Source organism: Novosphingobium sp. P6W, assembly GCF_000876675.2.
Classification (GTDB): Bacteria; Pseudomonadota; Alphaproteobacteria; order Sphingomonadales; family Sphingomonadaceae; genus Novosphingobium.
In genome coordinates this window covers 70,357-97,279 of record NZ_CP030353.1, presented here as the reverse complement: position 1 = coordinate 97,279, position 26,923 = coordinate 70,357, and the positions used below count along the sequence as shown (strand labels likewise).

Genomic DNA, 26,923 nt, shown 5'->3' with positions numbered 1-26,923 from the left:
GATGCAGACCACACGCGGTCCGGAACTCCTAACCCAGAACACGTCGCAGGGCAGCGAAAGCGGCAGTACCGAATATCTCGGGCCCCGCATCGTCTCCCGTCAGCCAGACTTCCGTTGACAGCTTGAGGATGCCGATCGCCGTCGCTGCGGTGACACGGCAGGCGATATCCGTTTCTGGCAGACCCTTACGCTCGGCCAGTGCCTTGGCGAGTACCCTCTCGACCTTTTCATATTTGGCCTGGTCGCCAGCGCTTAGCGCGGGCGTGTCGTGAATGAGCCTGGCCAGGTCGCGGGCCTGCGCTGTCTGATACCGCATCGCCAGATCGATCAGCGCGTTCTCGACCATATCCAGCAACGGTTCCTCGGCTGGCCGCCTGCTTACCGCTTCGGCAACGAGGTTTGGGAAATCGGCTTTGGCCGAGAAGACGATCTCTTCCTTGGACGCGAAATAATGGAACAGACTGCGGCGCGAGACTTCTGCAGCCTCGGCAATGTCGTCCAGCGTCGTGGCTTCGAAGCCGCGCTCGAAAAATAGGCGCATGGCTTCTGCCTGGATGCGCGCATGCGTCTGCTCCCGCTTGCGCCCGCGCAGACCGGCCGGCCTTGGTGGTTTATTTTCCTGCACTTCTTGTATATTTGCACTGATTGCATAATTTTGCAACCAAGGGCGTCCAACGGGTACTCGACGCAAAGGATAGCAAAAATGGCGACTTGGACCACTAATGATATCCCGACCCAATCCGGCAAGCTGGCCGTAGTTACCGGAGCGACCGGCGGGCTTGGCCTGGAGACGGCGCTGGCACTGGCGGGCGCGGGCGCCGAGGTGATCCTTGCCGGCCGCAACGAAACCAAAGGCCGCGCCGCCGAGGCGTTGATCCGCAGGCGTCATGAAAATGCGCAGGTTCGGTTCGAGATCTCCGATCTCGCCAGCCTCGCATCGGTGACGGCATTTGCCGAGCGAATGCTGGCGGCGGGCCGACCGATCGATATTCTGGTCAACAACGCGGGGGTCATGGCGCTGCCCAAGCGCGAAACCACCGTCGATGGCTTCGAGATGCAACTGGGCACGAACTATCTGTCGCACTTCGCCTTGACCGCGCATCTGCTGCCGCTGTTGACCGCAGCCAAAGCGCGCGTCGTACAGCTGTCCAGCATCGCGCATCGAGGTGGTAAAATCCGGCTGCGCGACCTGCAATATGAACAAGGCTACAAACCATGGCCCGTCTATTCGCAGACGAAGCTCGCGATGCTGATGTTCGCGCTGGAGCTTGATCGGCGCAGTGCTGAAAATGGCTGGGAGTTGACCAGCGTTGCGGCGCATCCAGGCGCCGCGAGCACCGATCTGATCGCAAATGGCCCGGCAATGGGCGGCGGCCTCACGACATGGCTCGGGAGAGCGGCGATGAAGGTGATCGGCCATTCGGCGGCGGACGGCGCGCTGCCGCAGTTGATGGCGGCGACCATGCCGGGCGTGAAGGGAGGACAGTATTTCGGGCCACAAGGCTGGAGAGAACTGAAGGGAGCGCCGGGCCCGGGCAAGATCGCACCGCAGGCACTCGACGCCGAGGTCGCCGCGAAGCTCTGGACCGCTTCCGAGAGGCTGACGGGCACCACGTTTCGCCAGACGGCACAATCCGGGTGAGGGCTCTGGGCCTCTTCAATCTCTCATCGCGTGCTGCTTTTAAACCGGAAGAATGACAAGCAATGTTCCATTTGGTGTTCGCGTTGCCTTGGCTTTACGTCGTGACCCGCACTCTTTTGCCTCTGCCATGGGAGATGGCACCCAAGATAGCGATTGCCCTGGTTCTGCTGATTGCCTCCCAGTTTCATTTCTGGAGCCGTCTTTCGTCGGGTTCGGTTTTCGCCCCGGAATTCCCGCGGCCGCTGGTGATCCTGTTCAACTGGGTCTTCGGCGCCATCGTCCTGCTTGCTGTATTTCAGGCCGCGCTCGATCTGGCAGGACTTGCCGCGAGGATCGGCGGAATTGCTTCAGGTGACTGGATCGAGGCGCGTTATTGCATCGCCGTCGCCGCCTTCGCGCTGGCTGGCGTCGGTGTAGGGCAGGCCGTTCGCGTTCCCCGGTTGCGGGAGGTGACGGTCACTATTCCGAACCTGCCCGCCGCATTCGAGGGCTATACCCTTGTTCAGCTGACCGACCTGCATATCAGTCGGCTATTTCCCGCGATTTGGACCCGTGCCGTGGTGGATGCCACCAATCGGCTCGGGGCGGACCTGATCGTCGTCACGGGCGACGTGATCGACGGAAGTGTCGCCGACCGGCGGCAGGACGTCGAGCCACTGCGCGACTTGCGAGCGGCTGACGGCATCTATCTTATCCCCGGCAACCACGAATATCTATCCGGGTACGATGCATGGATGGCGCATCTTGCCTCGCTTGGCATGCGTGTGCTGGCGAACGCCCACTCCGTCATCACGCGCGGCTCTGCCAAGCTAATTCTTGCCGGCGTCACCGACCCTTCCGCGCGCGGGGCCGGCAAGCCGCTTCCTGATCTGGACGAAGCACTGGCAGGCAGCCCCCCGAATGGCCCTGTGGTGCTGCTGGACCACGAACCGGGTAGAGCGCGGAAGGCGGCCGAACGCGGTGTGGCGCTGCAACTATCGGGGCATACCCATGGCGGTATGATCATGGGGTTGGACCGTATCGTCGCGCGCGCCAATGGCGGGTTCGTGTCGGGTCGGTATGCCGTTGGCGATATGACCCTTTACGTCAATAATGGCACTGGAATATGGCCCGGCTTCGCCTTGCGGCTGGGCAAGCCTTCCGAATTGACGCGCATCACCTTGCGCCGGGGCGACGACTGAACGCTGTCAGGCACTTCATCACCCGGTCAATGGACGGCGGCTCTGAGATGGCCAGGCCGCCGTCCGATCGGTCGCATTACAAAGCGTCGCAGGATAACATCGTGCGCGCCATGCCGGCATCAGGCCAGTTCGGCCATCCATTCTTCGGCATCCTTGCCGGCGGGGATTTTGAGCGGCGCCGAGGGATCGGTGGCCGCAAGCCATATCGCATTCGCAACGTCGGGCGCATACGTCACCGGACCGTCGCTGTTCCTGAACTGGGAGATCATACCTTCGATCAACGGTGCATAGTCGGAATTGTCCAGACCGCGCAGGTGCGGCATCGCGTTGTCACCGAAGCGCGTTTCGGGGGAACGACCGGGCAGCACGATATGCACCCGTACACCGAAGGGCTCGACCTCGACCGCTAGCGATTCCGTGAGCGCATTCACCGCAGCCTTGCTTGCCCGGTAGATGCTGATCAGCGGCAGAGGCTTCAGCGTTGCCGACGAAGTTACATTGATGATGACGCCGGCCCGGCGCTCGCGAAACTGCGGAAGAACTGCCTGGATCATGGCCAGCGTGCCGAGTGTATTGGTGTCGAACAATGCTCGGGCGGTCTGCGCTTCGATGAGTTCGATCGGCACCGCAGCGCCGAAACCGGCGTTGTTGACGAGTACGTCGATCGGGCCCGCTGCGGCAACTGCGCTTGTGACGCTGGCCTCGTCGGTGACGTCGAACGGCAGGATTTGCAGGTTTTCGGAGGCCGGCAGCGCCGCGGCGCCGGGATTTCGCATTGTCGCGACGACCCTCCAGCCGCGGTCGAGGAACAGGCGAGCGGTCTCGAGGCCAAAGCCCGACGAACAGCCGGTGATGAGGACGGTAGGCATGGGATAACTCCGGTTGTCTTTATGACATCGGGGAGATGGAATTGGCTCGTGGGACTTTATATGGGTGAGAGTGCGAAATTCTTTTGCGAAAGTCCTTGAATGACCGCCGATCCGCTGGCCGAGATTGTGACCCTGCTTCAGCCAAGCGCCAGCTTTTCCAAACTGGTCGAATGTGCCGGCGTCTGGCGCGTTCGACGTAATGTTGAAGGTAAGCCGGTTTTTTGCGCGATTCTCGAAGGCGGTTGCCGGGTAATCGTCGGCGGACAGCCGCCGGTGATATTGCAGGCCGGCGACTTCGTGCTTGCCCCGGCCACTCATGATCAGGTCATCGAAAGCATTCACCCGCCGCCGCACGGGATCGACATGATGCCTACCGGGATCGGTGAGGGCCGTTTCCGGGTTGGCCGGGAAGGCCCACCGAACCTGCGCATGCAGGTTGGCGTGTGCAGCTTCGCGTCGCCCGATGCAGCCTTGCTCGTCTCGTTGTTGCCGACGATGGTGGTCGCACGCGGCGAACCCCGACTGGCTACGCTCATGCAACTCGTCGGAGACGAGACGCGCAAGAGCCGCCCCGCGCGCGAGGTCGTGCTTGAGCGCCTGCTGGAAGTGCTGTTGATAGAAGCGCTGCGCTGCGGCACCGAACCGGCTTCGGTGCCAAGCCTGGCGCGTGGTCTGAGCGATGATCGCCTGGTCGCGGCGCTGCGGGCGATGCACGCCAGGCCGCAGCATGGCTGGACCGTAGCGGAGCTTGCTTCGGAAACAGCCATGTCGCGATCTGCTTTCTTCAAGCGTTTCAACCATGTGGTTGGTTTGCCGCCGATGGAATATCTCTTCGCCTGGCGTATGGCGCTTGCGAAACGATTGTTGCGGGGCGGAGAGCTTGCGATCGGGCATATCGCGGAAAGGGTTGGTTACGGCTCGGCGAGCACCTTCAGCACTGCATTTGCCCGCCATGTGGGAATGCCGCCGGCGCGATATGCCCGCGCGGAGCATGTTCCGTAGATCGCGGCAGTTTGTCGTCGAGGACAGCCACACCGGCGGGGAGGTCGTTGCCGCCCCGCCAACTGCGAGTGACGCGCCCGGGCTATCGGCCCAAGCGCGTCACGAAAGTCCGTTCAGGTTCAGAACTTGCCCGAGAGCGATCCGCCGATGATGCGCGGTTCGTTGAACACGGCCGCCATGTAGTTCTCGATCACGCCCTTGAGGTTCTTCTCATTGGTGATGTTGCGGGCGAAAGCGGCGATTTCGTAGCGGCCTCCGGGGGCCGTGTAGCCGATCTTGAGGCCGCCCTCGAAGTCCCCGCGCGAGTAGAACTCGGCGGTCTTGTAGAGCACGAAGTTCGTGTATCCCTGCAAGGTCCAGTCGGTCGAGGCGAAGATCGAGCCGCCATTGCCGAGGGGAACGTCATAGCGCGCCGCGATGTTGGCGGTGTATTTGGGCGCGTTGGGCAGGGGGTTGCCGTCGATCTGCGCGAAGACGCCGCGACCGGGCACGGTGATGGTAGGGTCCTGCACCGTGCAGACGACCACGCCGTTGAGGGCGCAGACCTGTGCGTAGACGTTCTTATCCTTGATCTCGGTGTGCAGCAGGCTGAGGCCTGCCGTGAGCGAGAGGTTGGGGATCGGGCGTGCTTCCAGTTCGGCTTCCAGGCCGTATGCCTGCGCCTTGTCGGCGTTGAACAACACGCCGTTGCCGTCGCTGTCGTTGCCGTTGAGCTGGATGTCCTTCACCCGATAGGCGAAGCCCGAAAGGTTGAAGCGCACGCGGTTGCCCAACAGGCTGGTCTTGATGCCGGCCTCGCCGGAGAGGATCGTTTCTGAATCCGCCGTGGTGAAGTCCGAGTTGAACACGGCCGAGCGGCCCTGGATGGTCGGACCGCGGAAACCGCGCGCCACGCGGGCATAGAGGCTGACTTCCGGGGTGGCCTCGTAAAGCACGCTGACGTCCCAGCTGGGCTGTTCGTCGGAAAGGCGCACATAGCGGCGGCCGGTGTAGCTGACCGAACCGTCGACGCGGTTCGCGGTCTTTAGCAGGCGGGTCTTCTTGGTGTCGTTGGTGTAGCGTCCTCCGGCGGTCACGGTCAGGCCTGGCGTCAATTCGTAGCTAACCTGCCCGAACAGACCCCAACTGGTGTTCTGGTTGCGCAGGCGGACCCAGTTGTTCGGATTGTTCGCGGGCGGGGTGAGGAAGAAGGCGCGCTGGTAGAAGTCGGTGATGTTGCGCTCGTCGAAATACATCGCGCCGACCTGCCACTTGAAGCGGGTGTCGCCATTGCTGGACAGGCGGAGCTCCTGGGTAAGCTGGTCGAGATCGCGAAGGTTGCCCTGGGATTGGCCGTAGCCGTTGGGCACGCCGCCCACCCGATAGTCTGCCGCCGCGCCGCCGTCGGTATCGCCCCGGCTATAGCCCGACGTGGTTTCCCAAGCGGTGATCGAGGTGAGCGTGACACCGCCGAAATCGAGCGCGATGCGGTTGGAGGCGCCGTAGGTGTCATAGGCCTGCGGGTTGTTGTGCGCTTCGTCGAGCGCGATTTCGTCACGCGGTTCGGCGCTGGCGTTGTTCGAGCCCTTTTTCAGCGCAGCGCGGTGGAAGATCGTCGAAGTGCCCTCGTACTTGCGGGCATGGAAACTGGTCAGCATCGAGAAGGGGCTGCCCTGCGGTGCCAGCAGCAACTGGACACGGGCGTCGCGTTCCTCGAAGCCGCCCATGGCGTTCTTCCTGGGCGACACGGTGCCATCGGCGCTGGGGCCGGTGTAGACGTTGTCGATCCAGTCATCACGGCGCTGGTAGAGGCCCGAGACGCGCACGGCCAAAGTGTCCGCAACGATCGGCCCGCCCACGCCCGCGTCGACCGAAGCCGATCCGTATTCGCCGTAGCTAGCATTGAAGCGGCCGGTCCAGCGATCGGTGGAGGGCTTGATCGAATCGAACTTGATGATGCCCGCCGTGGTGTTGCGGCCGAACAGCGAACCCTGCGGGCCGCGCAGCACTTCCACCTGGTCCATGTCGTAGACCGGGTTGGATTTCAGGACGACATGTTCCAGCACGACGTCGTCCTGGATGATCGAAACCGGCTGAGAGGCGCCGAGGTAGAAGTCGATGTTGCCCAGGCCCCGGATGTAGAAGCGCGGGAAGATGCGGCCCGTCGTGGTCTCGGCATAGAGGCCCGGGACGCGGCCCGAGAGGGCGAGGATGTCGTCGCCGCCGGCCTGCAAGTTGCGCAGTTGGTCGCCCGCGACCACGCCCACGGAAACCGGAACCTGCTGAAGGTTCTCGGTGCGGCGCTCAGCCGTTACCACGATATCGCCAAGGCCGGTGTCGGCGGGGGCGGTTTCCTGTGCCAGGGCGGCAGTTGACACGCTCATGGCGGCAAGGCCGCAAGTGAGGTGCAGGGTCTTCTTGGCGAGCGCTTTCATTCGCACGGAATATTTCCAGTTTGTTGCAAAGTCTGGGGGCCGGGTACGAATAGCCTATGGCATTTCGATGACGGCCGGTTGGGCAGCGTAAACACTGATTTTTCAAGTGACTTTGCGGCAACAGGTGCGTGATGGCGTTTCGTTGAGTAGGGCGGCTTTCGAAGCAGGGTTCGTGAAATCTGCCTTTATATTTCTGAATTGCAGCAAAATCGTCATCAACCGGTGGAGTTGGCGCCCCCAGCGAGAATGGCCGCAATGAAATTGGCGATATCGTCGTCATCGGCATCGGCCAGACCCGCTCGGCTTCAACGCTGTCTTTCGCTCGGGAAGGAGGCGGGATCGTCGGGCGGCCTGTTCCTGCTTTCGATTGCACGCTAAGCACGGACGGTGATCAATGTTGGAATCATCAGACCCGCGCTGGCGGCATTCTGCCTGCTTGTCGCCGGTTGCGGTACACCGCCTCCGCTGCGCCATATGGCACCCGGTCAGGCTCCACCGGCACGCATCGAAACAGCCGCCGACGGGGTGACCCGGACGACCACGCTGTCGGTGCTGACTTACAATGTCGAGGGTCTTGGCTGGCCGGCGCGCTCCGGCCGCGAGGATGACCTGCGCCGGATCGGCGAGCATCTGGCTGCGCTGCGTGCCGCGGGCAAGGCGCCCGACGTCGTCATGTTTCAGGAAGTGTTCAGCGGCGCGGCGAAGAAGGCCGTGCTTGCCACGGGATATCCGGCAATCGTTTCCGGTCCCCGGCGCACGGCTCCGCATGTGAGGATGTTCAATGACAAGCTGCCGGGCCGCGCCAATATACGGCGTGGCGAACTGGGGATCCGGCTGACCGGCAGCGGTTTGGTGATCGCGTCATCCTATCCGGTACAACTTACGCAAGGGCAGGCCTATGGACGCCGATCCTGTGCCGGTATCGACTGCCTTGCGAACAAGGGCGTCATGCTGGCCCGTATCGCGATCCCCGGAGTACCGGTGCCGGTCGACCTCTACGACACGCATATGAATTCGCGCCTGGCGTCCAAAGCGCCGCTCTTTCGCAACCTGGAAGCCCATACGCGGCAAGCGAACGAGGCCTCCGCCTTCATCGACCGGAGCCACGATGACCGCTTCCCGATCGTTTTCGGCGGTGATTTCAACATGCGCCATTCGCAGGGGCGGTGGGACAACTTCACCCGTTACCAGCCGATGGAACTGGTCCACCGCGCTTGCATGGCGCCTGGCTCGGCTTGCGACGTGCGCATGTCGTGGGACGGCGACGCGCCGTGGGTGGATACGCAGGACCTCCAGTTCTTCGAGGCCGGCGAAAACGTCGACATCGCACCGATCCGGGTGGAAGCCCTGTTCGACGGCGGTCCCAATGGACCGGAGCTGTCCGACCACGACGGGTTCCTCGTCACCTACAGGCTGACATGGCGAGAAAAGTCTCATCTGTCCGTCCAGTAGCTAAGCAAGAGGCTGGTCTGGCAAATAGGGTCTTCGCCGCCTATCCGATCGCCGAACAGGCAGAGAAGGGGCGTGGTAGCGAGGCCGCAGGTGCACATTGTGAGGCATGATCCGCGCGCATGCTGCGTTCGGCTGAGGAGCCTTGAATGAAAAAGCCGCTGCCGACTGTCCCCGCCGTTTGCGTCTACGCAGGAAGGGAAGGTCTTTCGCATCTCGCCGATGTCGATCTGCCTGCGTTGGCGCAGATCACTGACGAGGATGGGAAGGTACGGTTCGTCGGCAGCACTGGTGCGACGGTGATGGGCTTCGTTGTCGGCGCAGGCCCGACCGGCGAAGACTGGCACCGCGCGAGCATGGCCGGCCTGTCGATCGTGGTGTCGGGCAGTTGGGAGATCGAGGCTGGCAGCGGCGACCGGCGTCATCTGGAAACCGGGTCGGTATTGCTGATGCTGGATACCGAAGGGCAGGGGCACCGCGCGCACCCGCTGGGTGATGGCGGCTGCACGGTGCTGGGCGTGGGTATCGATGAGGCGACGCGCGCTGCCTTTGCCTTGTTGGTACCGCCTAAGTGAAGTTTTGTTCGCTATTCATGGAGGCCCGTGCTCCTGATGCCGCAGGAGCACGGGCCTTCACAAGGAAGGATCAGAAACGATAGCCGACCGTGGCCATGACATTGCGCGGCGCGCCCATGAAGCAGTCGCCGCGGGCGAGGCACGAGGCGTAGTATTTGTTGTTGAGCAGGTTTGTGGCGTTCAGCGCGAAGTGCCAACTGTTCCAGTTGATCTCAGCCAGAGCATCGACGGTCGTGCGTGATGGCGTGACGACCGTGTAAAGCTGGTCATCGGGGATCGCAGGGTTGAGGCCATAAGGATCGATCTGGCCGGTCGACTTGCTCTTGCCGCTATACACAACGCCGGCGCCCAGGCGTAGCTGCGCATCGTCCGAAACGCCGAAGGTCTTGCTCGACCAGATCGAAGCCGTATGGCGCGGCATATAGTCGAGACTGCTGTTTACTTCCGATTTCAGCTGGTTATAGCCGTAATTGACCAACAATTCGAAGTTGCCGGGCAGGGTGTGGCTCGCTTCCACTTCGAAGCCCTTGGTGGTCAGCTCGCCTGACTGGGCGATGACATTGTTGGGCAGGTAGAGTACGCGGTAGCGTTCCTTGATATGGAATGCCGTGGCGGTAACCAGCGTGTTGCGCTCTGGCTGCCACTTCACCCCGGCCTCAAATTGGGTTCCCGTCTGCGGCTTGAAGGCGTCGCCGTTGCTGTCGGCGCCGGCGATCGGCAGGAAGCTTTCCGTATAGCTGAAGAAAGGCGAAAAGCCTGCGCCCAGTTCCCCGATGATGCCCGCGCGGAAGGTGGTGGCGTTGTCCTTGGTTCCGGCCGACGAGGTCACCCGGTCGCGGCGGGCGCCGACGACAACCGAGACCCGGTCGTACAACCGGACCTGGTCCTGCACATAGATGCCCAGTTGCTTCTGTGTATCGTAGGCGAAGGGACCGGTCGCTTCGTATGCTGCCAGCGCGTCGTAGTCGATGTCGTACAGGTCGACGATCTCGCCCGACCCATAAGTGGTGCGCTTGCCGACCTTGTTCCAGCTATAATCGATACCGACCAGCAACTTATGCTCGATATTTGCGCCGGTGTTGAAATTGATCTGGAGGTTGTTGTCCGTGGAGAAGACATTCATCTTCGCATCGCTGGCGCTGGAAGACAGGCCGATGGTCCGGCCATCTGTGCCGTAGACCGAGAAGGGATCGGTCGGGTAGCTGTAGCTGTCGGCATAATGTGTTCTATAGTCGACATTGCTGTCGATGTAGCGCGCCTTCATGCTCAGGCGGATGCTGTCCGAGAATTTATGAGTGATGGCGCCGCCGGCCTGCAGCGAGCGGCCGTTGTAGCGGTCCCAGCCGGGCTTGCCGACGAAGGTGTACTGATCGAGGCGGCCGGCGGGGTTCGCGGCGTTCGGGCGGAAAGTTCCCACGATTGGCAGGAACTGCGAGGTCGAGCCGGTTTCATCCTTTTGATAGACACCGTTCAGCACCACGTCCGTGTCAGGTGTGGGCTGCCAGCGAATCGAAGGCGCGAACATCACGCGGTCGTCCGGCACATGATCGACATATGTATCGGCATCGCGGACGCGGCCCACGGCACGGATCGCGAGGTTGTCAGCCAGCGCGAGGTTGGCGTCGCCCATAGCCTCCTTGCGGTCATAGCTGCCGTAGACGAGGTTTATTTCTCCGCCGGTCATGAATTCCGGGGCCTTGGAGACGAGATTGACGAGGCCGCCGATCGAGCCTTGGCCAAACAGTACCGACGCCGGGCCGCGCACGATCTCCACGCGGGAGAAGTTGTAGGGGTCGGACGTGATCGTGGCGTAATAGCTGAAGATGTCGCGCATGCCGTCGCGAAACTGCAGCGCATCGATGCCACGGATGTTAAAGCCGTCGACGCGGGTATCGCGTCCGTAGGGATTGGCGAGGACGCCAGCGGCGTATTTCACGGTGTCGCTGATGCTGATCGCACCTTGCGAGATATACTGTTCCGAGGTGATGACCGTAAGCGGCTGCGGCACCTGGATAAGCGGCGTTTCCGTTTTCGTCCCTGAACTGCCGGCGGTGACGATGATACTGTCTCCGTCTGCCCCCCCCTCGTCATTGGCGCCGGCCGACGGTTCTTCCGCACGTGCCGAAGCCGCCGTCGATATTGCGAAGAACGCGGCCCCGCAAAGGGCGAGAGAGCGGACGGGGACCATGAGCTTTCCTTCTTAATTGCGATTTAATCTCAATAAGGCGCGCAATTAAGGCTATTGCGACATATTAGCAATATCGACGGAAAAATGGAAATGGATGTATCCTTTGGGCAACAGCGGGGGCGCCGGATCGTCAAAGTCGTGCTGTGCGAGGTGGCGGGCGCTTGCTGCGGCGCGCCGCTGACTGCTAATGCTGGCACCGCCCAAGTCGATAAGCATTTCAGGGCGGAAATTTGGTTTTCCGCATGAGAATGAGTGCGCAGACTCTATTGCAAGTCACTCGCAATAGCTTAGAGGCGGCGTTATGTCCGCCTCCACCACCCTGATGGTACGCGCATCCGGATTCAAAGCGGACCCGGACGACGCGCCTGCGCCGCAGCGCCGCCGCGCCGCCTATCGGGTCGACGGACGTGGAATGCGGATGGCGGCCCTGGCTGCTACCTTGCTGATACATCTGGCTGTAGGAGCGGTAGTCGCAATCAGCTGGCAGCGCGGCCGGAAAGTTGGAGACACGCCGCACCTAGCCAGCTTGATAATTCTTCCGCGTGCTGCGGATGAACCTCGCCGACGCCGGACTCCAGGGGCAGTTGCCCCCGAAGACCGGCCTGACCCTTTACCGGTCATCAGCAGTCCGCCGCCGACGATCCTGCTGGCCCCATCGGTGCCGGCTGCGGTGCACGCCGGGGCCGAACTCCCCGTTCCAGCAGAGGGAGGGCGAGATGATGCACTTGCTATGGCAACCGAGGTCTATCGACGGGAGATCATGGCAAGGCTCGAAGCGGAGCGCCGCAATGTAAGGCTGCACACGGGCGGCGGCGCGGGAGCGCAGGGTACGGTATTTTTTCGTATCGAGCGCAGCGGGCGCCTGCTCGAAGCTTCGGTAGCGCAGTCGACCGGGCGGCGGGCGCTGGACCGAGCGGCACTGACCGTCGTTCGCTGCGCTGCGCCTTATTCGGCGATCCCCGAGGCATTGCCGGATGAACTGGCGATCACTTTGCCGGTGGAGTTCCTGGTCGGCGATCATTCCGCCATGGTCGCAGGGCAATGAGCGGACGTGATGCGGCGCTGGTGGCGCATCACCACGATTCGCTTCGGGCTTATGTGCGGTCGCTGGTCGATTCTTCTCCGCTTGCTGCAGACATCGTCCAGGAGACATGGGTGCGTGCGATCCCTTCCCTGCGGCAGGGAAAGGTCGGGAACGTCCGTGCGTTTCTTTACCACATCGCTCGCAGTCTGGTGATCGACGGAGCCCGGGAACGCGGCAAATGGTCGCCGTGGGTGCTGGACGAGGGTCTTGGGGGGCTAATCGCGGATGATGCGCCATCTGCCGAGCGCACGGTTCTGGCACGCGACGGGCTGCGGCTGCTGCTCGAACTGGTGGAGAGCCTGCCGCCCCGCTGCCGGGAGGTCTTTGCCCTGCGCAAGATCGAAGGATTGCATCAAGCGGAAATCGCGGAAAAATTGGGCATCACGCGCGGCGCGGTGGAAAAGCATTTGCGCCATGCGCTGTTGGTCCTCGCTACGCGGCTTGGCGAAATCGACGGGGCGGCGTGATGGTCTTCCTGACAAATATCACCGTCGAGGTCGTGTCTGGGCGCTTTTCCACGTCATGGTATGTGGCAGACGCGGCTTTGCAGCCTGCGCCGTCCATCCTGGGGAGGACGGAGCACCGCTCATGACCGCGACAAGACAGCCTATGGCGCCCGAGATCGCTGCTGCCGCGGCGGACTGGATCGTGCGGCGCGACGGCGGCCGCATGACCGCCGAGGACCAGCAGGCCTTCGCACTCTGGCTCGCCGAGCCTTCGCATAGCGACGCTGTTGCGCGGCTCGAAATGATCTGGGAACTGCTCGACGGCGAGGAGTACGAACCCGTTGCCGAACTGCCGCGCCAGCGGGCGGCGCGCGGCCGAACGCTGGCTTTTGGAACGCGCTGGTCCCGTTCGTCCCGGCGCGGGGCGCTGGTATCGGGCGCCGTCGCGGCGGCACTGGCGCTGGTTGTAGTTGGCGGTGTGCAGGACTGGCCGATGCGGATGCGCGCCGATCACATGACCGGCATCGGCGAGCGGCGTGAGGTCATGCTTTCGGACGGATCGGTGGTTCAACTCGATAGCGGTTCGGCGATTGCGCTGGATTACACAGGTGCGCGCCGGGGCGTGCGGCTGCTGGCGGGAGCGGCGATGTTCAACATCGCGCCCGACCCTGCGCGGCCCTTCACCGTCGATGCCGAAGGTGGCAGTGTCACTGCGCTGGGCACGGCCTTTGCGGTGCGCGATGAGGGGGGGCGCGCCACCGTCACCGTGACCCGGCACAGCGTCAGGGTAGAGGGAGCAGGACGCACTGCCGTGGTCGGCGAAGGACAGCGTGCGGATTTCGGGCGCACTGCGCTAAGCGGCCCGTTACCGGCACAAGGCGATGCGGCCGCCTGGACGCGGGGGCGACTGGTGGTGGTTGACCGGCCGCTTGGCGAAGTCGTGGCGCAGATCGCCCGTTATCGGCGCGGCTACGTCGCCGTGACAGGCCCCGCCGCCGCGATCCGGGTGAGCGGGGTCTACGACCTTAACCACCCTCTGGCCGCGCTCGACAGCATCGAGAAGAGCCTTGGCCTTTCGTCCGTGCGCCTCTCGGACCGCTTCATCATACTGCACCGATAAAAAATCGCGGCAAGGTAGTCGTGTTTTCCAATCGTACTCCGTCTTGGTCTTGCGAGTGCGTCGCAGCAGCAATGTTGATGAGGCTGGGTAACCAAGTGGGGAATATTCGATGAGGGTGGGTTTCGAGCGTGGCCATGGCCGGTTTGCGGCATTGGCCTTGCTGTCGGGGACGGCGCTGGGCGGCGTGGCTGCGCTGCCGGGTATTGCGGCGGCGCAGGATCAGGGCGCGCCGCGCGCCTATGATATTCCGGCCGGTTCGCTGTCCGACGCGCTGAACCGTTTTGCCGAGCAGAGCGGTGTGCAGATGACGTATGAGGCGGCGCTGACCCAAGGGCAGCGGACCTCCGGCCTGCGTGGCAGCTTCGCGCCGCGCGATGCGCTCATGCGGCTGCTTTCCGGCAGCGGGCTGGCGGCGCGTCCGGCCGGGGAGGGCGCGATGACCATAACCCGCGCCGCGACCGGCGCGATGACGCTCGACCCTCTACGTATGGAATTAACTCCGGCTGCCTACGGCGACGCGGCTTCCGAGGACAAGGACTACGACGATGACGGCGCGCGTCGCAGCGATGCCATCCTGGTGCTTGGCCATAACGAGCGGATCGATGCGATCTCGACCTCCGGCCCCTGGGGCAACAAGCTGGTCATCGACACGCCTTATTCGATCAGTGTGGTGTCGCAGGACCTGATCGAGAGCGTCGTCGCCTCGGACATGGACCAGATATTCAAGATGAACCCGGTGGTTCAGAATTCTGCGCCCTCGACGGTATACGGCACGCCCTACGTGACGATCCGCGGCTTCGATTCTCAAAAGGGCGTCGTCGATGGCGTGCGCCTATCCTCCACCCTGACCGGCATCGCGACCGAGGAGCTTGCCAACGTCGAGATCATGAATGGCCTGTCGGGCTTTCTGTACGGCGTAGGTAATCCCGGCGGCGTCACCAATTACGTGCTCAAGCGGCCTACCTATACGCCAAAGCTGGATGTGCGGGTGGGCAACTACGGTAACGAGCAGTTCTTCGCGCATGTCGACATAGGCGGCAAGATCGATGCGGGCGGCACTTTCGCCTATCGCCTGAACATGTCTTTCCAGGACGGCAGGACAGCGAAGAAGAACCAGAACGTCGCGCGCACGATGGTCAGCGGCGCGCTGGACTGGAATGTCGCGCCGGAGCTGCTGGTGCAGGCGGAAGCTGCGCATACGTACTACCGCATCGACGGCATCGATTCCCGCTTCTACGCCTATGCCAACGCAAATCGCGCCGCGCTGAATCACTGGATTGAGCCGCTGGCCAACGACAAGACCTGGACACCGTCCTGGAGCTATCTCCAGACCAAGACGGACCGGGCGGGCGCCAATGCGAAGTGGAAGATCAACGAGACCTTCAGCCTGCGCGCGGCTTATCTCTGCAAGCGCGACGCGCAGGAATCGATCAACATCTACCCGCTCTATATCGAGGATCGGGGCGACGGGACCTCTGGCTGGCAGGACGGTTTCGTTTCACGCAGCGCGCCGTCCTACAACTATGCGCAGGGCGCTTATGCCTATCTCGACAGCGAATTCGCGACCTTCGGCATTACGCATCGCCTGACGGTGGGAGCATCGGGCGATATCCTGCGGGTCAAGCGGCACGTCACCAACTCGGTCAGCGGCGGAAATTCGCCGATCTTCGTGGACCCGAACGATCTGGGCAACTGGGCGATGCCATCGGCGCTCAATACCTATTCGTGGGGAGCGCTGTACAAGTCGAGCGAGTCGAAGAACACCAACATCGTCATTGGCGACGACATCCAGTTCACCGAGCAGCTTGGCGCCATGATCGGCGTGAACCGCAGCACCGTGAAGGCCCGCAACTTCGGCGCGACCGGCACGGTCACGTCGAACTACAAGGAAAGCGCTTATACTCCTACCGTTTCGCTGGTGTTCAAGCCGGTGATGCGCGTGACGACATACGCGACCTATATGCAGGGGCTTGAGCAAGGCTCCACCGTCCCCGACGACGCCGTTCTTTACAACAACCCCGGCGAGATCATGAAGCCCTACATCTCCAAGCAGTACGAGGTCGGCGCCAAGTATGCGCCCATCGACGCGCTGCTCCTTACGGGCGCGGTCTACCGCATCGAGAAGGCGAACTCGTTCGACGAGATCGTTGGCGGCAAGATCACCCGCACTCAGGACGGGGTCGAAGTGCACCAGGGCTTCGAGTTCACCGCCACCGGCGATCTTACCCCCAACCTCAAGGTGATGGTCGGCGGCACGGTGATGGACCTCAAGGTCACCAAGACCAGCACCGCTGCGCTGCTGGGCAAGAAGCCTACCGGGGTGAGCGGAACGCTGGCGAAGATGTATCTCGAATACAGCCTGCCCCCGCTGCCCGGCTTTTCCGTCAGCGGCGGCATCTACCACGCCGGCAAGATGTTCAAGGACGCCGCAAACCTGCAGAAGCTGGACGGCTACACCATCATGGATCTGGGTTTCCACTATAAGACCGAGATCGACAGCCACCCGGTGCGCTTCGACCTCAACGTGGCGAACGTGACGGGAGTTGATTACTGGGCAACGTCCTACTCGCTCGGCATCCCGCGCAATGTCGCCTTCTCCGTGAAGTACGGTTTCTGAAGATGGCGCATCCGGTGATTTCAGCATGAAACAGGGTTTCCGCCAGTCAATGGCATGGCTGCACACCTGGGCCGGGCTTGTGCCGGGCTGGGTCCTCTACATCGTCTTCGTGTTCGGCACGGCGGCATTTTTCCAGCACGAGATCGACGCCTGGATGCGCCCGGAACTGCCCGTGGGAACACAGGTCAGCCCGCGTGCGCTTGCCGCCGCCGATACGCTCCTGCGTCAGCGCGGCGCGGGGGCGGAAAGCTGGCGTGTCTCTCTACCTGAAACGCGCGGCGGCAGCGGGCTGACGGTGTCCTGGCGGATGCCGGGTGAGGGTCGACGCGGAGGCAAGGAAGTCACGCTCGATCCGCAGACCGGCCGGGAGCTTGCCGTGCGCGAGACGCGCGGCGGGTTCTTCCTCTACCGGATGCATTTCGACCTGCATTACATGTCCGTGAGCTGGGCGCGTTATCTCGTCAGTGTGGCGGCACTGGCGATGCTGGTGGCGATCCTTTCCGGTGTGGTGACGCACAAGAAGATCTTCACCGACTTCTTCCAGATGCGCTTCGGCAAGGGCCAGCGGAGTTGGCTCGACGCGCATAATGCCACCGGCGTGCTGGCACTGCCGTTCCATGTGATGATTACCTACACCGGCCTCGTCACGTTGCTGTTCACACTGATGCCCTGGGCGATTACCGCCAACTTCCCCACCCGCGAAGAGTTCTACGAGGCCACGTTCCCCCGGCCGGAGAAACGCGAAGCCAGCGGCACGCCGGCAGCGACGGTGCCGCTGGTCAGGCTGATCGAAACGGCGCAGCGCAAATGGCACGGCGCCCAGCCCGGCTCCATCAGCATCGACCATCCGGGCGACGCTGCGGCGACCACGTCGCGCGGGCTGGCGGTCAGCCTATGGCACGGGGATTGGGTCTTCGCCGGTTTCGAACTCACGCTGGCGGCGCTGGCGGCAGGGTTCGCCTATACCGCGTGGAAAGTCCTGCGCCACCAGCCCAAGGCTGCATCTGCGCGCCGGCAGCGGGCAAGAACGGAGGCCCCGGCATGATACATATGACGATCGCTGTCCCCGCACTCATCGGCTTTGCGCTGCTGCTCATGGCGATGGCGCGCCACCAGCAGGACTGGCTGCGCCGGAAGCTGCCCCCGCGCCATTCGCGCCTGCTGCGGCGCTGCGGGCTGGGCGCGCTGGCGCTGGCCTTCGCTGGGGCCGTGCTCGGCTTAGGCTGGGCTTACGGCGCCGTCTGTTGGTTCGGATGGCTGAGCCTGGCCGCCGTACTGGTGCTGACCGCCCAGACCAACCGCGAGCGCATTCTGCGTCTGATTTCAGGAAAGATCGTTTGATGGCCAAGAACACTGCCGCGGCAGGGGCCGCTCGCCGCCATCGGGCATCAGTGGCGACGCGCACCTTGGCGGGAACGCTGGGTGCTTATGGGCTGACGGTGCAGGTCACGGTAGTGCTGTCGTTTCTCCTTGCCCGTGCCGGCATGGACCGGGCCGAGGCGGTTACGGCAGCAACGCTGGCCAGCTTTGCGATCTTCGCAGGCATTTCGATGGCGGCATTCCATGCCAGCAGCGCCGGACGGGCGTGGGTTTGGCTGGCGATGACGGCGGCGCCGCTGGCGCTTCTGGGATGGGGCCTGGGTCCGGTAAGATGAATGCATTTTCGCTGATGCTTGCCGGAGTGGCTGCGGCCACTTCTCCGTTGGATGAGGACCGCCCCGCGCAGAGACAGGGTCAGGAAGCCCCGCCTGCCATCGTCCCGGCCGGGCCCGATCCGGTCTATCCGGCCGATTTCTACAAGCCGTTCCAGCCTCAGACCGCGCTCGACATGCTGGAGCGCACGCCGGGCTTCCTGCTCAGCGAGGGTACTTCGGCGCGCGGCTTCGGAGGCGGTGCAGGCAATGTCCTGATCGACGGGCAGCGCCCCACCGTTAAAGGCGGGGGTATCACCGAAGTGCTGCGCCGGATCGCCGCTTCGCGGGTGGATCGCGTAGTCCTGCTGCGCGGCAGCGATGCGGCCGAGGCTCAGGGACAGACCCTTGTCGCCAATGTCGTGCTGCGCGCCGATGCCGGGGGATCGGGCAATGCTTCGCTTACGCTTACCCATACGGCGGACGGCTTCGTCTCCCCGGCGGCCCGGATCAGTCACGCTCGCGCCGTCGCAGGCTGGCAGACCAGCGTGGAGCTTTCCGGCGAAATGACCCGCTACCCCGGCCACGGTACGTATCTGGACCGGGATGCGGGCGGCGTGCTGACTTCGACGCGGCAGGAACACACGTCGGCCAAGGCACCCGAATACGGACTGGCGCTAAGCACTTCGGGCCCGGCCGCAGGCGGCACGTTGACCGTGAACCTGCGGCTCAACAAGGACGGCTATTCCTCCCGGCGAGGCATTGACATCTTCGGAGGCGCGGCGGATGGTTCTCCCGATGCCCGCCGCGATATCGCCTACGATGAGAATCGCCGCAGCGGCGAACTGGGTCTGGACTGGACCCGCCGTCTTGGCGCCGGGTGGACGGCCAAGGTCGTCGGCCTCGGCCGGCTGGAGCGATACGTCACCGACGAGGATTACGTAGAGGCACCTTATCGCGGCCTTTCGTCACAGTTGGAAAAGCCGGCGGAACTGGTCGCGCGCGCTGTTATTGCCCGCGAGGGCGATCATCCGGTGCGTCCTGAATTCGGCGGCGAAGTGGCTTACAACAGTCTGTCGAGCCAGTTGGATTACGCCGAAGATACCGGCGGCGGCCTCATCCCCGTTGCCCTCGCCAATGCCAATACACGCGTATCGGAAATGCGCGGCGAGGCATTCGCAAACCTCACCATCAAACTCGCCCCGCGCCTCAATCTGGAAGCGGGCATGGCGGCGGAATTCTCGCGCATCCGGGTGAGGGGTGAGGCGGCGCAGGAACAGAGCCTGTCCTACCTAAAACCCTCTGCGGCGCTTGTCTGGTCGCCTTCAGGCCGCACTCAGGTACGGTTAGGTGCGCGCAGAACGGTCGATCAGCTTAATTTCGGGGACTTCGCGGCCTCAGTCAACCAGGCGGACGGGCGTCCCCTTGGCGGTAATTCGGGCCTGCGCCCCGCCCGCCTGACCCGCGCATTGCTGCGCCTCGACCACCGCTGGGGCAAGGGCGGCGCCATCGCCGTGGAGGCTTATCATCAGTGGCACACGGGCCTTTTGGGCTACCTCGTACTCCCCTCGGGCGACGAGGCGCTGGGCACGATCGGCGATGCCCGGCAGTGGGGTATTACCGCACAGGGCACGCTGCCTCTCGACAAGGTCGTCAAAGGCGCGCGCCTGACAGTCGACGGTACCTTGCGCGGCTCGCGGCTGCGCGATCCGGTAACCGGGCGCAGCCGCGCTATGGATGATATCGCCGCTCGAAGCCTCACGGCCGAATTGCGCCATGACGTGCCCGCGCTCAAGTCATCGTGGGGCGTAAACTGGACCGCAGCGGAGCAGGCCGACGTCTTCTACACCGGCGAGGTCCTGCGCTGGCGCGACCACGCGTTATGGGGCGCTTACGTCGAGACTACGGCCCTCGCAGGCTTCAAGACGACGCTGACGGCAAAAGCGATCGATGGACAGGACAGTTCTCGCTCGCGCCGCTTCTTCGCGCCCAGCCGGACAGGTGCCTTCACGGGAAGCGAGCAGCGCAGTCAGCGGCAGGGCGCGGTTGTGTCACTGGCATTGGCCCGCGCCTTCTGAGCTTTTGCCGGGTTTGCGATCCGGCCAGGGCCCAGAAGATGCGGGCGCTCCCGATCAAGGCAGAGCGTAAGCGATCACTTCGTCGCCGATGGGCGTTTCCATGAAGTGGTGCCCGCCCGGCACGATGACGAGGTACTGCTTGCCGTTAGCCGAATAGGTCATCGGCGTGGCCTGTCCCCCGGCCGGCAAAACGTCGCTCCACAGGGTCTTTCCGGTCTTGAGGTCTATTGCACGGATCAGATTGTCGGTGGCGGCCGCAACGAAGATCACCCCACCTGCCGTCACTACCGAGCCGCCGTTGTTGGGGGTGCCGATGTTGAACGGCAGCATCGAGGGAATGCCGAAGGGCCCGTTGGTGCGCGCGGTGCCGAGCGGGCGGTCCCAGATCGTGCGGCCGCTTTTCATGTCTATGGCGCGGATACCGCCATAGGGCGGCTGCTTGCACAGCATTCCGGTGAAGGGCAGGCGCCAACCGGCGTTGACGTCGATTGCGTAGGGCGTGTGCGCCTGCGGATCGCCCGCACCTTCGGCCCCGCCGATGTTTCCGCGCGCCTGATCGCGGGGCGCCCAGCCCTTCTTGTTGGCTTCCGCACGGGGGACGAGGCGTACGTAGTTGGGCATGTCGTTGTAGTTGGCGACGATTACGCCCCGGCGCGGGTCTATCGCCACGCCGCCCCAGTCGGTGCCGCCGTTATAGCCCGGATATTCGATAGAGCGGCGGTCGCTTTCGGGCGGAGTGAAGAAGCCCTTGTAGCTCGCCTTCCTGAACTGGATGCGGCAGACCATCTGGTCGATCGGTGACATGCCCCACATGTCACGCTCGGTCAGGGTGGGCTTGCGCAGGGTATGCCACAAAGACACGCGCTGCGTCTTTGCGCGTTGCTCCGGCTCCACGCCGCCGCCGGGTGCCTTCAGCTCGCCGATCGGAGTCAGCGGCTTGCCTGTCCTGCGGTCGAGGACATACATGTCGCCCTGCTTCGACGGCAGAACCAGCGCCGGCGTACCGCGATAGTCGACCAGGCTGGCCTGAGCGCCGAAATCATAGTCCCACACATCGTTGCGCACGGCCTGGAACTTCCAGCGCGGTTTGCCCGTGGTGACGTCCAGCGCGACCAGCGAAGTGGCGAATTCCTTTTCAAGCGGGCGGCGCAGGCTGGAATAATAGTCCGCCGCCGCATTGCCCATGGGCAGGTAGACGAGGCCGAGCTGCTCGTCGCCGCTGGCGATGGTCCACATGTTCGGGGTGCCGCGCTCCCAGATCTGGCCCGTCGGCGGGTAGCCGTTCCATTCCGGGTGCATCATGTCCCAGGCCCAGCGCAGCTTGCCGGTGACCGCATCGTAGCCGCGGATCACGCCCGACGGTGCCCAGCGATCCTGCCCGTCGAGCACCTGATGCCCGGTGACCACTACGCCGCGCACGATGGTGGGGGGTGAATTGATCGAGACATAACCTGGAGGCGTATTGCCCATGCCGATCTTGGTATCGACTTCGCCATTGGCGCCGAACGCGGTGCACCGTGCGCCGGTGCGGGCGTCGATGGCGAACATGCGCGCGTCCAGCGTGCCGAAGATCAGGCGAGTGGCGCAGGGCTGGTCGCCCGGTGCGTTCGGCACAGCGTAATAGCTCACGCCTCGGCAGGCGGCGGTGTAAGGGATGGCGTCGTCCGAAACCTTGGGGTCGAAGCGCCAGAGCTGTTTGCCGCTCGCGGGATCGAGAGCCAGCACGATGTTCTTGGGTGTGCAGACATAAAGCATGTTGCCGACCTTGAGCGGGGTGTTTTCACCCCCGTAGGTCTTGGCGACCTTGGGCGAGGAGGGCATGTCGCCGGTATGGACCAGCCATGCCCGCTTGAGGTCCTTAACGTTGGCCGCCGTGATCTGCCCGAGCGGGGAAAAGCGCCGCGCGCTGTCGGAGCCGCCATAGGCAGGCCAGTCGTCGCCGGCTGCCGCCAGCGAAGGATCGGCCATTTCCGCACCCAGACCGGGAAGGTCGAAGGCGGGCGGTGTGTCGGCCATCTGTGCGAAGATCAGTGCGGTCACCGCCGTGAGCGCAAGGACGCTGCCGCTCGCTCCCAGCCCCAGCTTCCATCGTCCGCGCCGAACCGAAAGCGTTGGCATCACCAGCAGCACGGCGATGAGAAGCACCAGCGGCGCGATCACGCGCGGCACCAGTGCCCAGTTGTTGGCGCCCACTTCGGCAAGGGCCCAGATGACGGTCAGGATGAAAATCGCGCAATAGAGCCATCCGCCGATAATTCGGCGCCGAAACAGCAGAACGCCGGATACGATCATGCCCACACCCGCAAGCAGGTAATAGGCCGAGCCGCCAAGAGTCGCCAGCCAAGCCCCGCCTATGGTCAGGATAACGCCGATCAGGGCGATCACGGCACCAAGGATCAACGGCGGAAGCGGCCACGCACTACGGTTCGGGCGGGAAGCATCCATCGTTTACACTCCGGCAATAATTGGCACTGCGCCTCGTGTAATTGCCGGAGCCGGGCAAGGTTCCGCTCCTGTCGAGATTATGCCACGTCCCTGAGCCCCGCTCTGCCGGAGAGGACATCTGCGATGGCCGTTTCGGGAAGTGCCTGAGCGAACAGGTAGCCCTGAAGTTCGTTGCATCCTGCCGCCGTCAGCAGTTGCATCTGGTGGTGACTTTCCACGCCTTCCGCCGTGACCGTCAGCCCCATCGCGTGGCCCAGCGTAACCACTGATGTAACGATCGCTGCCGCTTCGTGGTCCTGGCCGAGGTTCTTGGTGAAGGAGCGGTCGATCTTGATCTTGTCGACCTTGAAATGCCGCAGGTAGCTCAGGCTCGAATAGCCGGTTCCGAAATCGTCCAGGGCGATGCGGAAACCCGCACTGCGCAAGGTGCGCAAAACATCCGCCGCGGCCTGGTCGTCGTGGAGCAGAACGCTTTCGGTAATTTCCAGCTCGATCTGCACCGGCTCGCACCCGGCGGCCTGAGCGGTGTCGATGATCCTGCGGGCCAGCCCGGCCGAGCGGAACTGCACCGCAGACAGGTTCACCGCGATAAACAGGTCTGGCCATTGTGCGGCGACCCGGCAGGCTTCGGCCAGCACCCAGTCTCCAAGGGGTACGATCAGGCCGGTTTCTTCGGCGATGGGAATGAACTGGTCGGGCAGGATCAGTCCCCGGACGGGATGTTTCCAGCGCAGCAGGGCTTCCAACCCCATGATCTGCCCGCTTTCTGCATCCACCTACGGTTGATAATGCACTTCCAGTTCGCGACCGTTCGCGATCGCACGCCTCAAATCTTCCTCGATTTCGCCGCGCAGTTTCACGGTTTCGTCCATGGAGGCCGCGAAGATCTGGTAGCGGTCCCGTCCGTCGCTTTTCGCGCGGTAGAGGGCGATGTCGGCTTTGCGGATCAGGTCGCCGCGATCAAGCCCGGCATCCGGCGCCAGCACGACGCCGATGCTGACCCCGACGAACACTTCGCTGCCCATGAGGGAAAAAGGTTCACGCACCGTGGCGGCGATCCGCTCACAAAGCTGCTCGACATCTTCGCGCCGGCCGGCATCGCAGACCAGCACCGAGAATTCGTCGCCGCCGATGCGAGCGACCGTATCCATCGTGCGGACCGTCTGGCTGAGCCGAACCGCGAATTCGCGGATCAACGTGTCGCCGGCGGCATGTCCGAGGGTATCGTTGACCTGCTTGAAGCGGTCCAGATCGAGCGCCAGAATCGCGCAGATTTCCCCACGGCGCGCGCGGGCCAGGGCTTGGTCCAGCCGGTCCTGGAACAGGGCGCGGTTGGGCAGGCCGGTGAGGACGTCATGGAAGGCGAGATGCTGTGCCTGCGCTTCGCTGGCCTGCAGGTCGACGACCACAGCGGAGAGTTGCCTGCCCGAGCGCCACAGCGAAAGCATCAGCCATGCCAGCGCGCCTAAAAGGAGAAGCAGAAGCACGGCGGCAGCAGGGCCAACCATGCGCAGGATCCGGGTTCCCGGCAGTTGCGGCTTCCACAGGAAGAAGCCGGCCCGCTTGCCAAGCCTGTCATCGAACGGGATCATCGCCTCGCCCTGATTTGAAGTGGCATGCTGCGAAAATCTCAGCCCTTCCAGCAGGTTCCATGAGGACAGTTCTTGCAGGTAGCTACCATCAAGATAGCGCACGCTGATCATCAATGGACGCGTTTGGGCTTCGTCTCTGGCATTGACCGCGATGACCATGACGCTCGCCGCTGCGGGGCGGCCGTTCAGGGTTGCTCCGCCGCTTTCAAATATGGTGCTGGAACGCGTCAGCGCGGTGGTGCGCAGCTTCGGTTCAGAGCCCTTCGGCAGTTCTTCGCTGCGGACGGTTCCCGCCGTGCGGCGCACCGCGTTGATGATCGGCAGGAGATCGGGTTCCACGGCGGCGAAACTGCGCACGTCGGCCGGATGCCCCGCGACAAAAGCGTAGATCGGGCGGCCCGTGGGGTCGAGGATGAAGGTCATGTCGTGCCGGAACATGTCGCTCGACCATTGACCGACTTCGGTATCCAGCCAGTGCTTGTCGATACGCGGCTTGGCCAGTTGGTCGGAAAGCTGCTTCCAGGCGGCCAGCCCTTGTTGCTCATAGGCCATTTGATCCGCGCTGCTGGCAAGCGCGAGGCGGGCGATCCGCGTTTGGCGGTTCAACGAAATGTGGTTGCTGGCGCTTGTCGCACGGTAGAGACCCAGGGTGCCGGCCAAGGCAACGGCCGCTGCGAGGAGCCCGATAGGCAACGCAACGTGCTTCGCGAAGTACCGACGAAAACTCGTCGGGTCTGCCGGCGGACGGGCCAAATGATGCTCCCTCGAATCCGCCCTCCCACGAAAGGTCTATGCGCCATTCGTTTACAAACGTTTTATGGAGCTATGGCGGAATTGCCCTTAGACAGGCTCAGGCTGCCACCAGTGCAAGCGCATCCAGGAACGTCCGTTTGAAACGTACTGCCCAGAGTTGGCGTACATCATCATCGGCAAGAAGATCTTGCCGCACTTCGATTTCCGCATAGCGCAAGCCGCGCGCGAATGCGTGCAGCGGCACCGTGTAGTCTGTGTCGTCCATGGCATAAGGGACGTTGTCGCCAACGCTCAGATTGTCTTCGCGGCGTAGTTCCTGCAGCAGGGCATGCGCAAAATCCGTCCTGCCCGCACCGTGCAGAATGCCCACATGCCAAGGGCGCGACATACCGTCCATGGTAGGCGTGAAGCTGTGCAGTGACACAAGGACGGTTTCGCGGCCCGCCGCTTCACGCGCATCGATTATCGCCGCGATCCGCGCATGATAGGCACGGTGGATGGCGTCGATCCGGGCAGCCCGCGCATCATCTGCCAGCCGTTCGTTCCCGCGGATCAGGGTTCCGTCCGACATCTCCGGGACGGCATCGGCGCGGCCCGGATCGCGATTGCAGTCGATGACGAGGCGCGAATACGTCTGGTGCACGAATGACGCATCGAGCTTTTCGGCAAGCGCGTGGCCAAGGCCGAACACGCCGATGTCGACGGCGATATGCCGCTCCATCTCGTTCGTCTCCAGGCCAAGGTCACCCAGCACGCTGGGGAGGGCGGAGCCGGCATGGTCGCCGATCAGCAGGAACGGGGAGGTTCCTTCTGCGTTGAACAGACCAACCGGCGCCGGATCCTCCGGACCCAGTAGCCCATTCGCCGTGCGCCCGGTCATCAGGATCTGCCTCCATGCCTTTGCTGACGATCCATCATGTAACGGCTTATCGCTACAAGCAGCCGGTGTCCCTTGGTGAGCATCGCATCATGATGCGCCCGCGAGAAGCCTTTGACCAGCGCTTGCTGTCTGCCCGTCTCAGCATCGACCCGCAGCCCGGCGAACTGCGGTGGGTGCATGACGTTCTCGGCAATTCGGTGGCCATCGCCTCGTTCGAGCGCCGCGCTTCGCAATTGGTCGTCAGTAGCGAAGTGACGCTGGAACACGCGCCGATTGCACAGAAGCAGGTGGACGTCGAAGCCTATGCCCGGCTTTTCCCGTTCACCTATTCGTCGGAAGACATGCCTGACCTGCTGCGGTCGATCGAGCGGCAGCATCTGGACTTGGGCAGAGTGGTCGACAACTGGGCGCGCGCTTTCGTCAGCAATGACGGCAACACCGGCACGATTGCCCTGCTGACCCAGATCGCGACCAGCATCCAGCGCGATTTCACATATGTCCCGCGCCACGAAAAAGGCACGCAGACGCCGATCGAGACCCTGAAGAAGCGGCAGGGCACTTGCCGCGACTTTGCCGTGCTAATGATCGAGGCGGTGCGCGCACTGGGCTTCGCGGCGCGTTTTGTCTCGGGCTACGTTTACAATCCGTCCCGGTCCGAAGGTGTGGTGGGCGGCGGCAATACCCATGCCTGGGTGCGGATATTCCTGCCCGGCTCGGGCTGGGTCGAATTCGACCCGACCAACGGGATCATCGGCAATCGCGGCCTCATCCGCGTTGCCGTCGCGCGCGATCCATATCAGGCGCTGCCGCTTTCGGGCACCTGGTACGGGTTGCCCGCCAGCTTTCTGGGGATGGACGTGACCGTCGACGTGCGCCGCGCCGACCCCGCCCAGTTCCCGCTTACCGATCATGGTGCCATCAACAGCCGATCCCTCGGCGTTTCAGGAAAGTAACTCC

The 26,923-nt window shown here is 63.5% G+C and carries 22 protein-coding genes; 14 read left to right on the top strand and 8 right to left on the bottom strand.

The features are described 5' to 3' along the window. Nucleotides 1-28: 28 nt before the first annotated feature. Entirely contained in the window at nucleotides 29-541 is a 513-nt protein-coding gene (locus tag TQ38_RS16955) for a TetR/AcrR family transcriptional regulator (RefSeq protein ID WP_052505681.1), read from the bottom strand. Between the two features lie 21 nt (nucleotides 542-562). Here TQ38_RS16955 and TQ38_RS16950 point away from each other — a divergent pair, with 21 nt between their 5' ends. Together TQ38_RS16950 and TQ38_RS16945 are read left to right on the top strand one after the other, a co-directional pair. Next, complete coding sequence (locus TQ38_RS16950; protein ID WP_240198111.1) at nucleotides 563-1,642, top strand: SDR family oxidoreductase; 1,080 nt, start codon at nucleotides 563-565, stop codon at nucleotides 1,640-1,642. 134 nt (nucleotides 1,643-1,776) lie between these two features. After that, entirely contained in the window at nucleotides 1,777-2,823 is a 1,047-nt protein-coding gene (locus tag TQ38_RS16945) for a metallophosphoesterase (protein ID WP_240198110.1), read from the top strand. Between the two features lie 119 nt (nucleotides 2,824-2,942). On the opposite strand, the gene TQ38_RS16940 is transcribed toward TQ38_RS16945, so the two are convergent. Then, entirely contained in the window at nucleotides 2,943-3,692 is a 750-nt protein-coding gene (locus TQ38_RS16940) for an SDR family oxidoreductase (protein WP_043974806.1), read from the bottom strand. A 99-nt stretch (nucleotides 3,693-3,791) separates the two neighbouring features. Between TQ38_RS16940 and TQ38_RS16935 the strand changes: the two genes are divergently transcribed. Next, the gene (locus tag TQ38_RS16935) at nucleotides 3,792-4,694 is read left to right on the top strand and encodes an AraC family transcriptional regulator (protein WP_043974804.1); all 903 of its coding nucleotides are present in this window, start codon (nucleotides 3,792-3,794) and stop codon (nucleotides 4,692-4,694) included. 119 nt (nucleotides 4,695-4,813) lie between these two features. Here the strand turns inward: TQ38_RS16935 and TQ38_RS16930 are convergent, their stop codons facing one another. After that, on the bottom strand, nucleotides 4,814-7,108 hold the full coding sequence (locus TQ38_RS16930) for a TonB-dependent receptor (RefSeq protein WP_043974803.1): 2,295 nt from the start codon (nucleotides 7,106-7,108) through the stop codon (nucleotides 4,814-4,816). Nucleotides 7,109-7,582: 474 nt separating this feature from the next. Here TQ38_RS16930 and TQ38_RS16925 point away from each other — a divergent pair, with 474 nt between their 5' ends. Beyond that, nucleotides 7,583-8,560 carry an endonuclease/exonuclease/phosphatase family protein gene (locus tag TQ38_RS16925; protein WP_082057663.1) on the top strand — a complete coding sequence of 326 codons (978 nt, stop codon included), beginning with the start codon at nucleotides 7,583-7,585 and terminating at the stop codon, nucleotides 8,558-8,560. Between the two features lie 146 nt (nucleotides 8,561-8,706). Continuing rightward, nucleotides 8,707-9,132 (top strand): hypothetical protein, encoded by a 426-nt coding sequence (locus tag TQ38_RS16920; protein ID WP_043974800.1) that lies wholly within the window; start codon nucleotides 8,707-8,709, stop codon nucleotides 9,130-9,132. 70 nt (nucleotides 9,133-9,202) lie between these two features. Here the strand turns inward: TQ38_RS16920 and TQ38_RS16915 are convergent, their stop codons facing one another. Next, nucleotides 9,203-11,320 (bottom strand): TonB-dependent siderophore receptor, encoded by a 2,118-nt coding sequence (locus TQ38_RS16915; RefSeq protein WP_043974798.1) that lies wholly within the window; start codon nucleotides 11,318-11,320, stop codon nucleotides 9,203-9,205. A gap of 760 nt (nucleotides 11,321-12,080) precedes the next feature. Between TQ38_RS16915 and TQ38_RS30010 the strand changes: the two genes are divergently transcribed. From TQ38_RS30010 to TQ38_RS16875, 8 genes are all read left to right on the top strand, one after another. After that, nucleotides 12,081-12,365 (top strand): energy transducer TonB, encoded by a 285-nt coding sequence (locus TQ38_RS30010; RefSeq protein WP_162792274.1) that lies wholly within the window; start codon nucleotides 12,081-12,083, stop codon nucleotides 12,363-12,365. Then, nucleotides 12,362-12,871: an RNA polymerase sigma factor gene (locus TQ38_RS16905; protein ID WP_043974795.1), complete on the top strand. Its 510-nt coding sequence runs from the start codon at nucleotides 12,362-12,364 to the stop codon at nucleotides 12,869-12,871. Before TQ38_RS30010 ends, TQ38_RS16905 begins: the two co-directional genes overlap by 4 nt. 121 nt (nucleotides 12,872-12,992) lie before the next feature. Next, the gene (locus TQ38_RS16900) at nucleotides 12,993-13,970 is read left to right on the top strand and encodes a FecR domain-containing protein (RefSeq protein ID WP_043974793.1); all 978 of its coding nucleotides are present in this window, start codon (nucleotides 12,993-12,995) and stop codon (nucleotides 13,968-13,970) included. A 109-nt stretch (nucleotides 13,971-14,079) separates the two neighbouring features. Then, nucleotides 14,080-16,587: a TonB-dependent receptor gene (locus tag TQ38_RS16895; RefSeq protein WP_043974791.1), complete on the top strand. Its 2,508-nt coding sequence runs from the start codon at nucleotides 14,080-14,082 to the stop codon at nucleotides 16,585-16,587. Between the two features lie 25 nt (nucleotides 16,588-16,612). Then, nucleotides 16,613-17,632 carry a PepSY domain-containing protein gene (locus TQ38_RS16890; protein ID WP_082057645.1) on the top strand — a complete coding sequence of 340 codons (1,020 nt, stop codon included), beginning with the start codon at nucleotides 16,613-16,615 and terminating at the stop codon, nucleotides 17,630-17,632. Beyond that, a complete protein-coding gene (locus tag TQ38_RS16885) occupies nucleotides 17,629-17,928 on the top strand; it encodes a DUF3325 domain-containing protein (RefSeq protein WP_052505661.1) in 300 nt (99 codons plus the stop codon). Before TQ38_RS16890 ends, TQ38_RS16885 begins: the two co-directional genes overlap by 4 nt. Next, on the top strand, nucleotides 17,928-18,242 hold the full coding sequence (locus TQ38_RS16880) for a hypothetical protein (protein WP_043974787.1): 315 nt from the start codon (nucleotides 17,928-17,930) through the stop codon (nucleotides 18,240-18,242). The genes TQ38_RS16885 and TQ38_RS16880 overlap by 1 nt, the downstream gene beginning before the upstream one ends. After that, nucleotides 18,239-20,296: a TonB-dependent siderophore receptor gene (locus tag TQ38_RS16875; RefSeq protein WP_043974786.1), complete on the top strand. Its 2,058-nt coding sequence runs from the start codon at nucleotides 18,239-18,241 to the stop codon at nucleotides 20,294-20,296. The genes TQ38_RS16880 and TQ38_RS16875 overlap by 4 nt, the downstream gene beginning before the upstream one ends. A gap of 54 nt (nucleotides 20,297-20,350) precedes the next feature. Here TQ38_RS16875 and TQ38_RS16870 read toward each other — a convergent pair whose 3' ends face one another. The 4 genes from TQ38_RS16870 to TQ38_RS16855 form a co-directional block, all read right to left on the bottom strand. After that, a complete protein-coding gene (locus TQ38_RS16870) occupies nucleotides 20,351-22,741 on the bottom strand; it encodes a membrane-bound PQQ-dependent dehydrogenase, glucose/quinate/shikimate family (RefSeq protein ID WP_043974784.1) in 2,391 nt (796 codons plus the stop codon). Nucleotides 22,742-22,818: 77 nt separating this feature from the next. Next, entirely contained in the window at nucleotides 22,819-23,517 is a 699-nt protein-coding gene (locus TQ38_RS16865) for a bifunctional diguanylate cyclase/phosphodiesterase (RefSeq protein WP_052505660.1), read from the bottom strand. Continuing rightward, entirely contained in the window at nucleotides 23,518-25,026 is a 1,509-nt protein-coding gene (locus TQ38_RS16860; protein ID WP_052505659.1) for a diguanylate cyclase domain-containing protein, read from the bottom strand. It lies immediately after the preceding gene. 157 nt (nucleotides 25,027-25,183) lie between these two features. Next, on the bottom strand, nucleotides 25,184-25,966 hold the full coding sequence (locus TQ38_RS16855; RefSeq protein ID WP_043974781.1) for an N-formylglutamate amidohydrolase: 783 nt from the start codon (nucleotides 25,964-25,966) through the stop codon (nucleotides 25,184-25,186). A gap of 14 nt (nucleotides 25,967-25,980) precedes the next feature. On the opposite strand from TQ38_RS16855, the gene TQ38_RS16850 reads away from it, so the two are divergent. Further along, nucleotides 25,981-26,919: a transglutaminase family protein gene (locus tag TQ38_RS16850; protein ID WP_043974779.1), complete on the top strand. Its 939-nt coding sequence runs from the start codon at nucleotides 25,981-25,983 to the stop codon at nucleotides 26,917-26,919. Nucleotides 26,920-26,923: the final 4 nt, after the last annotated feature.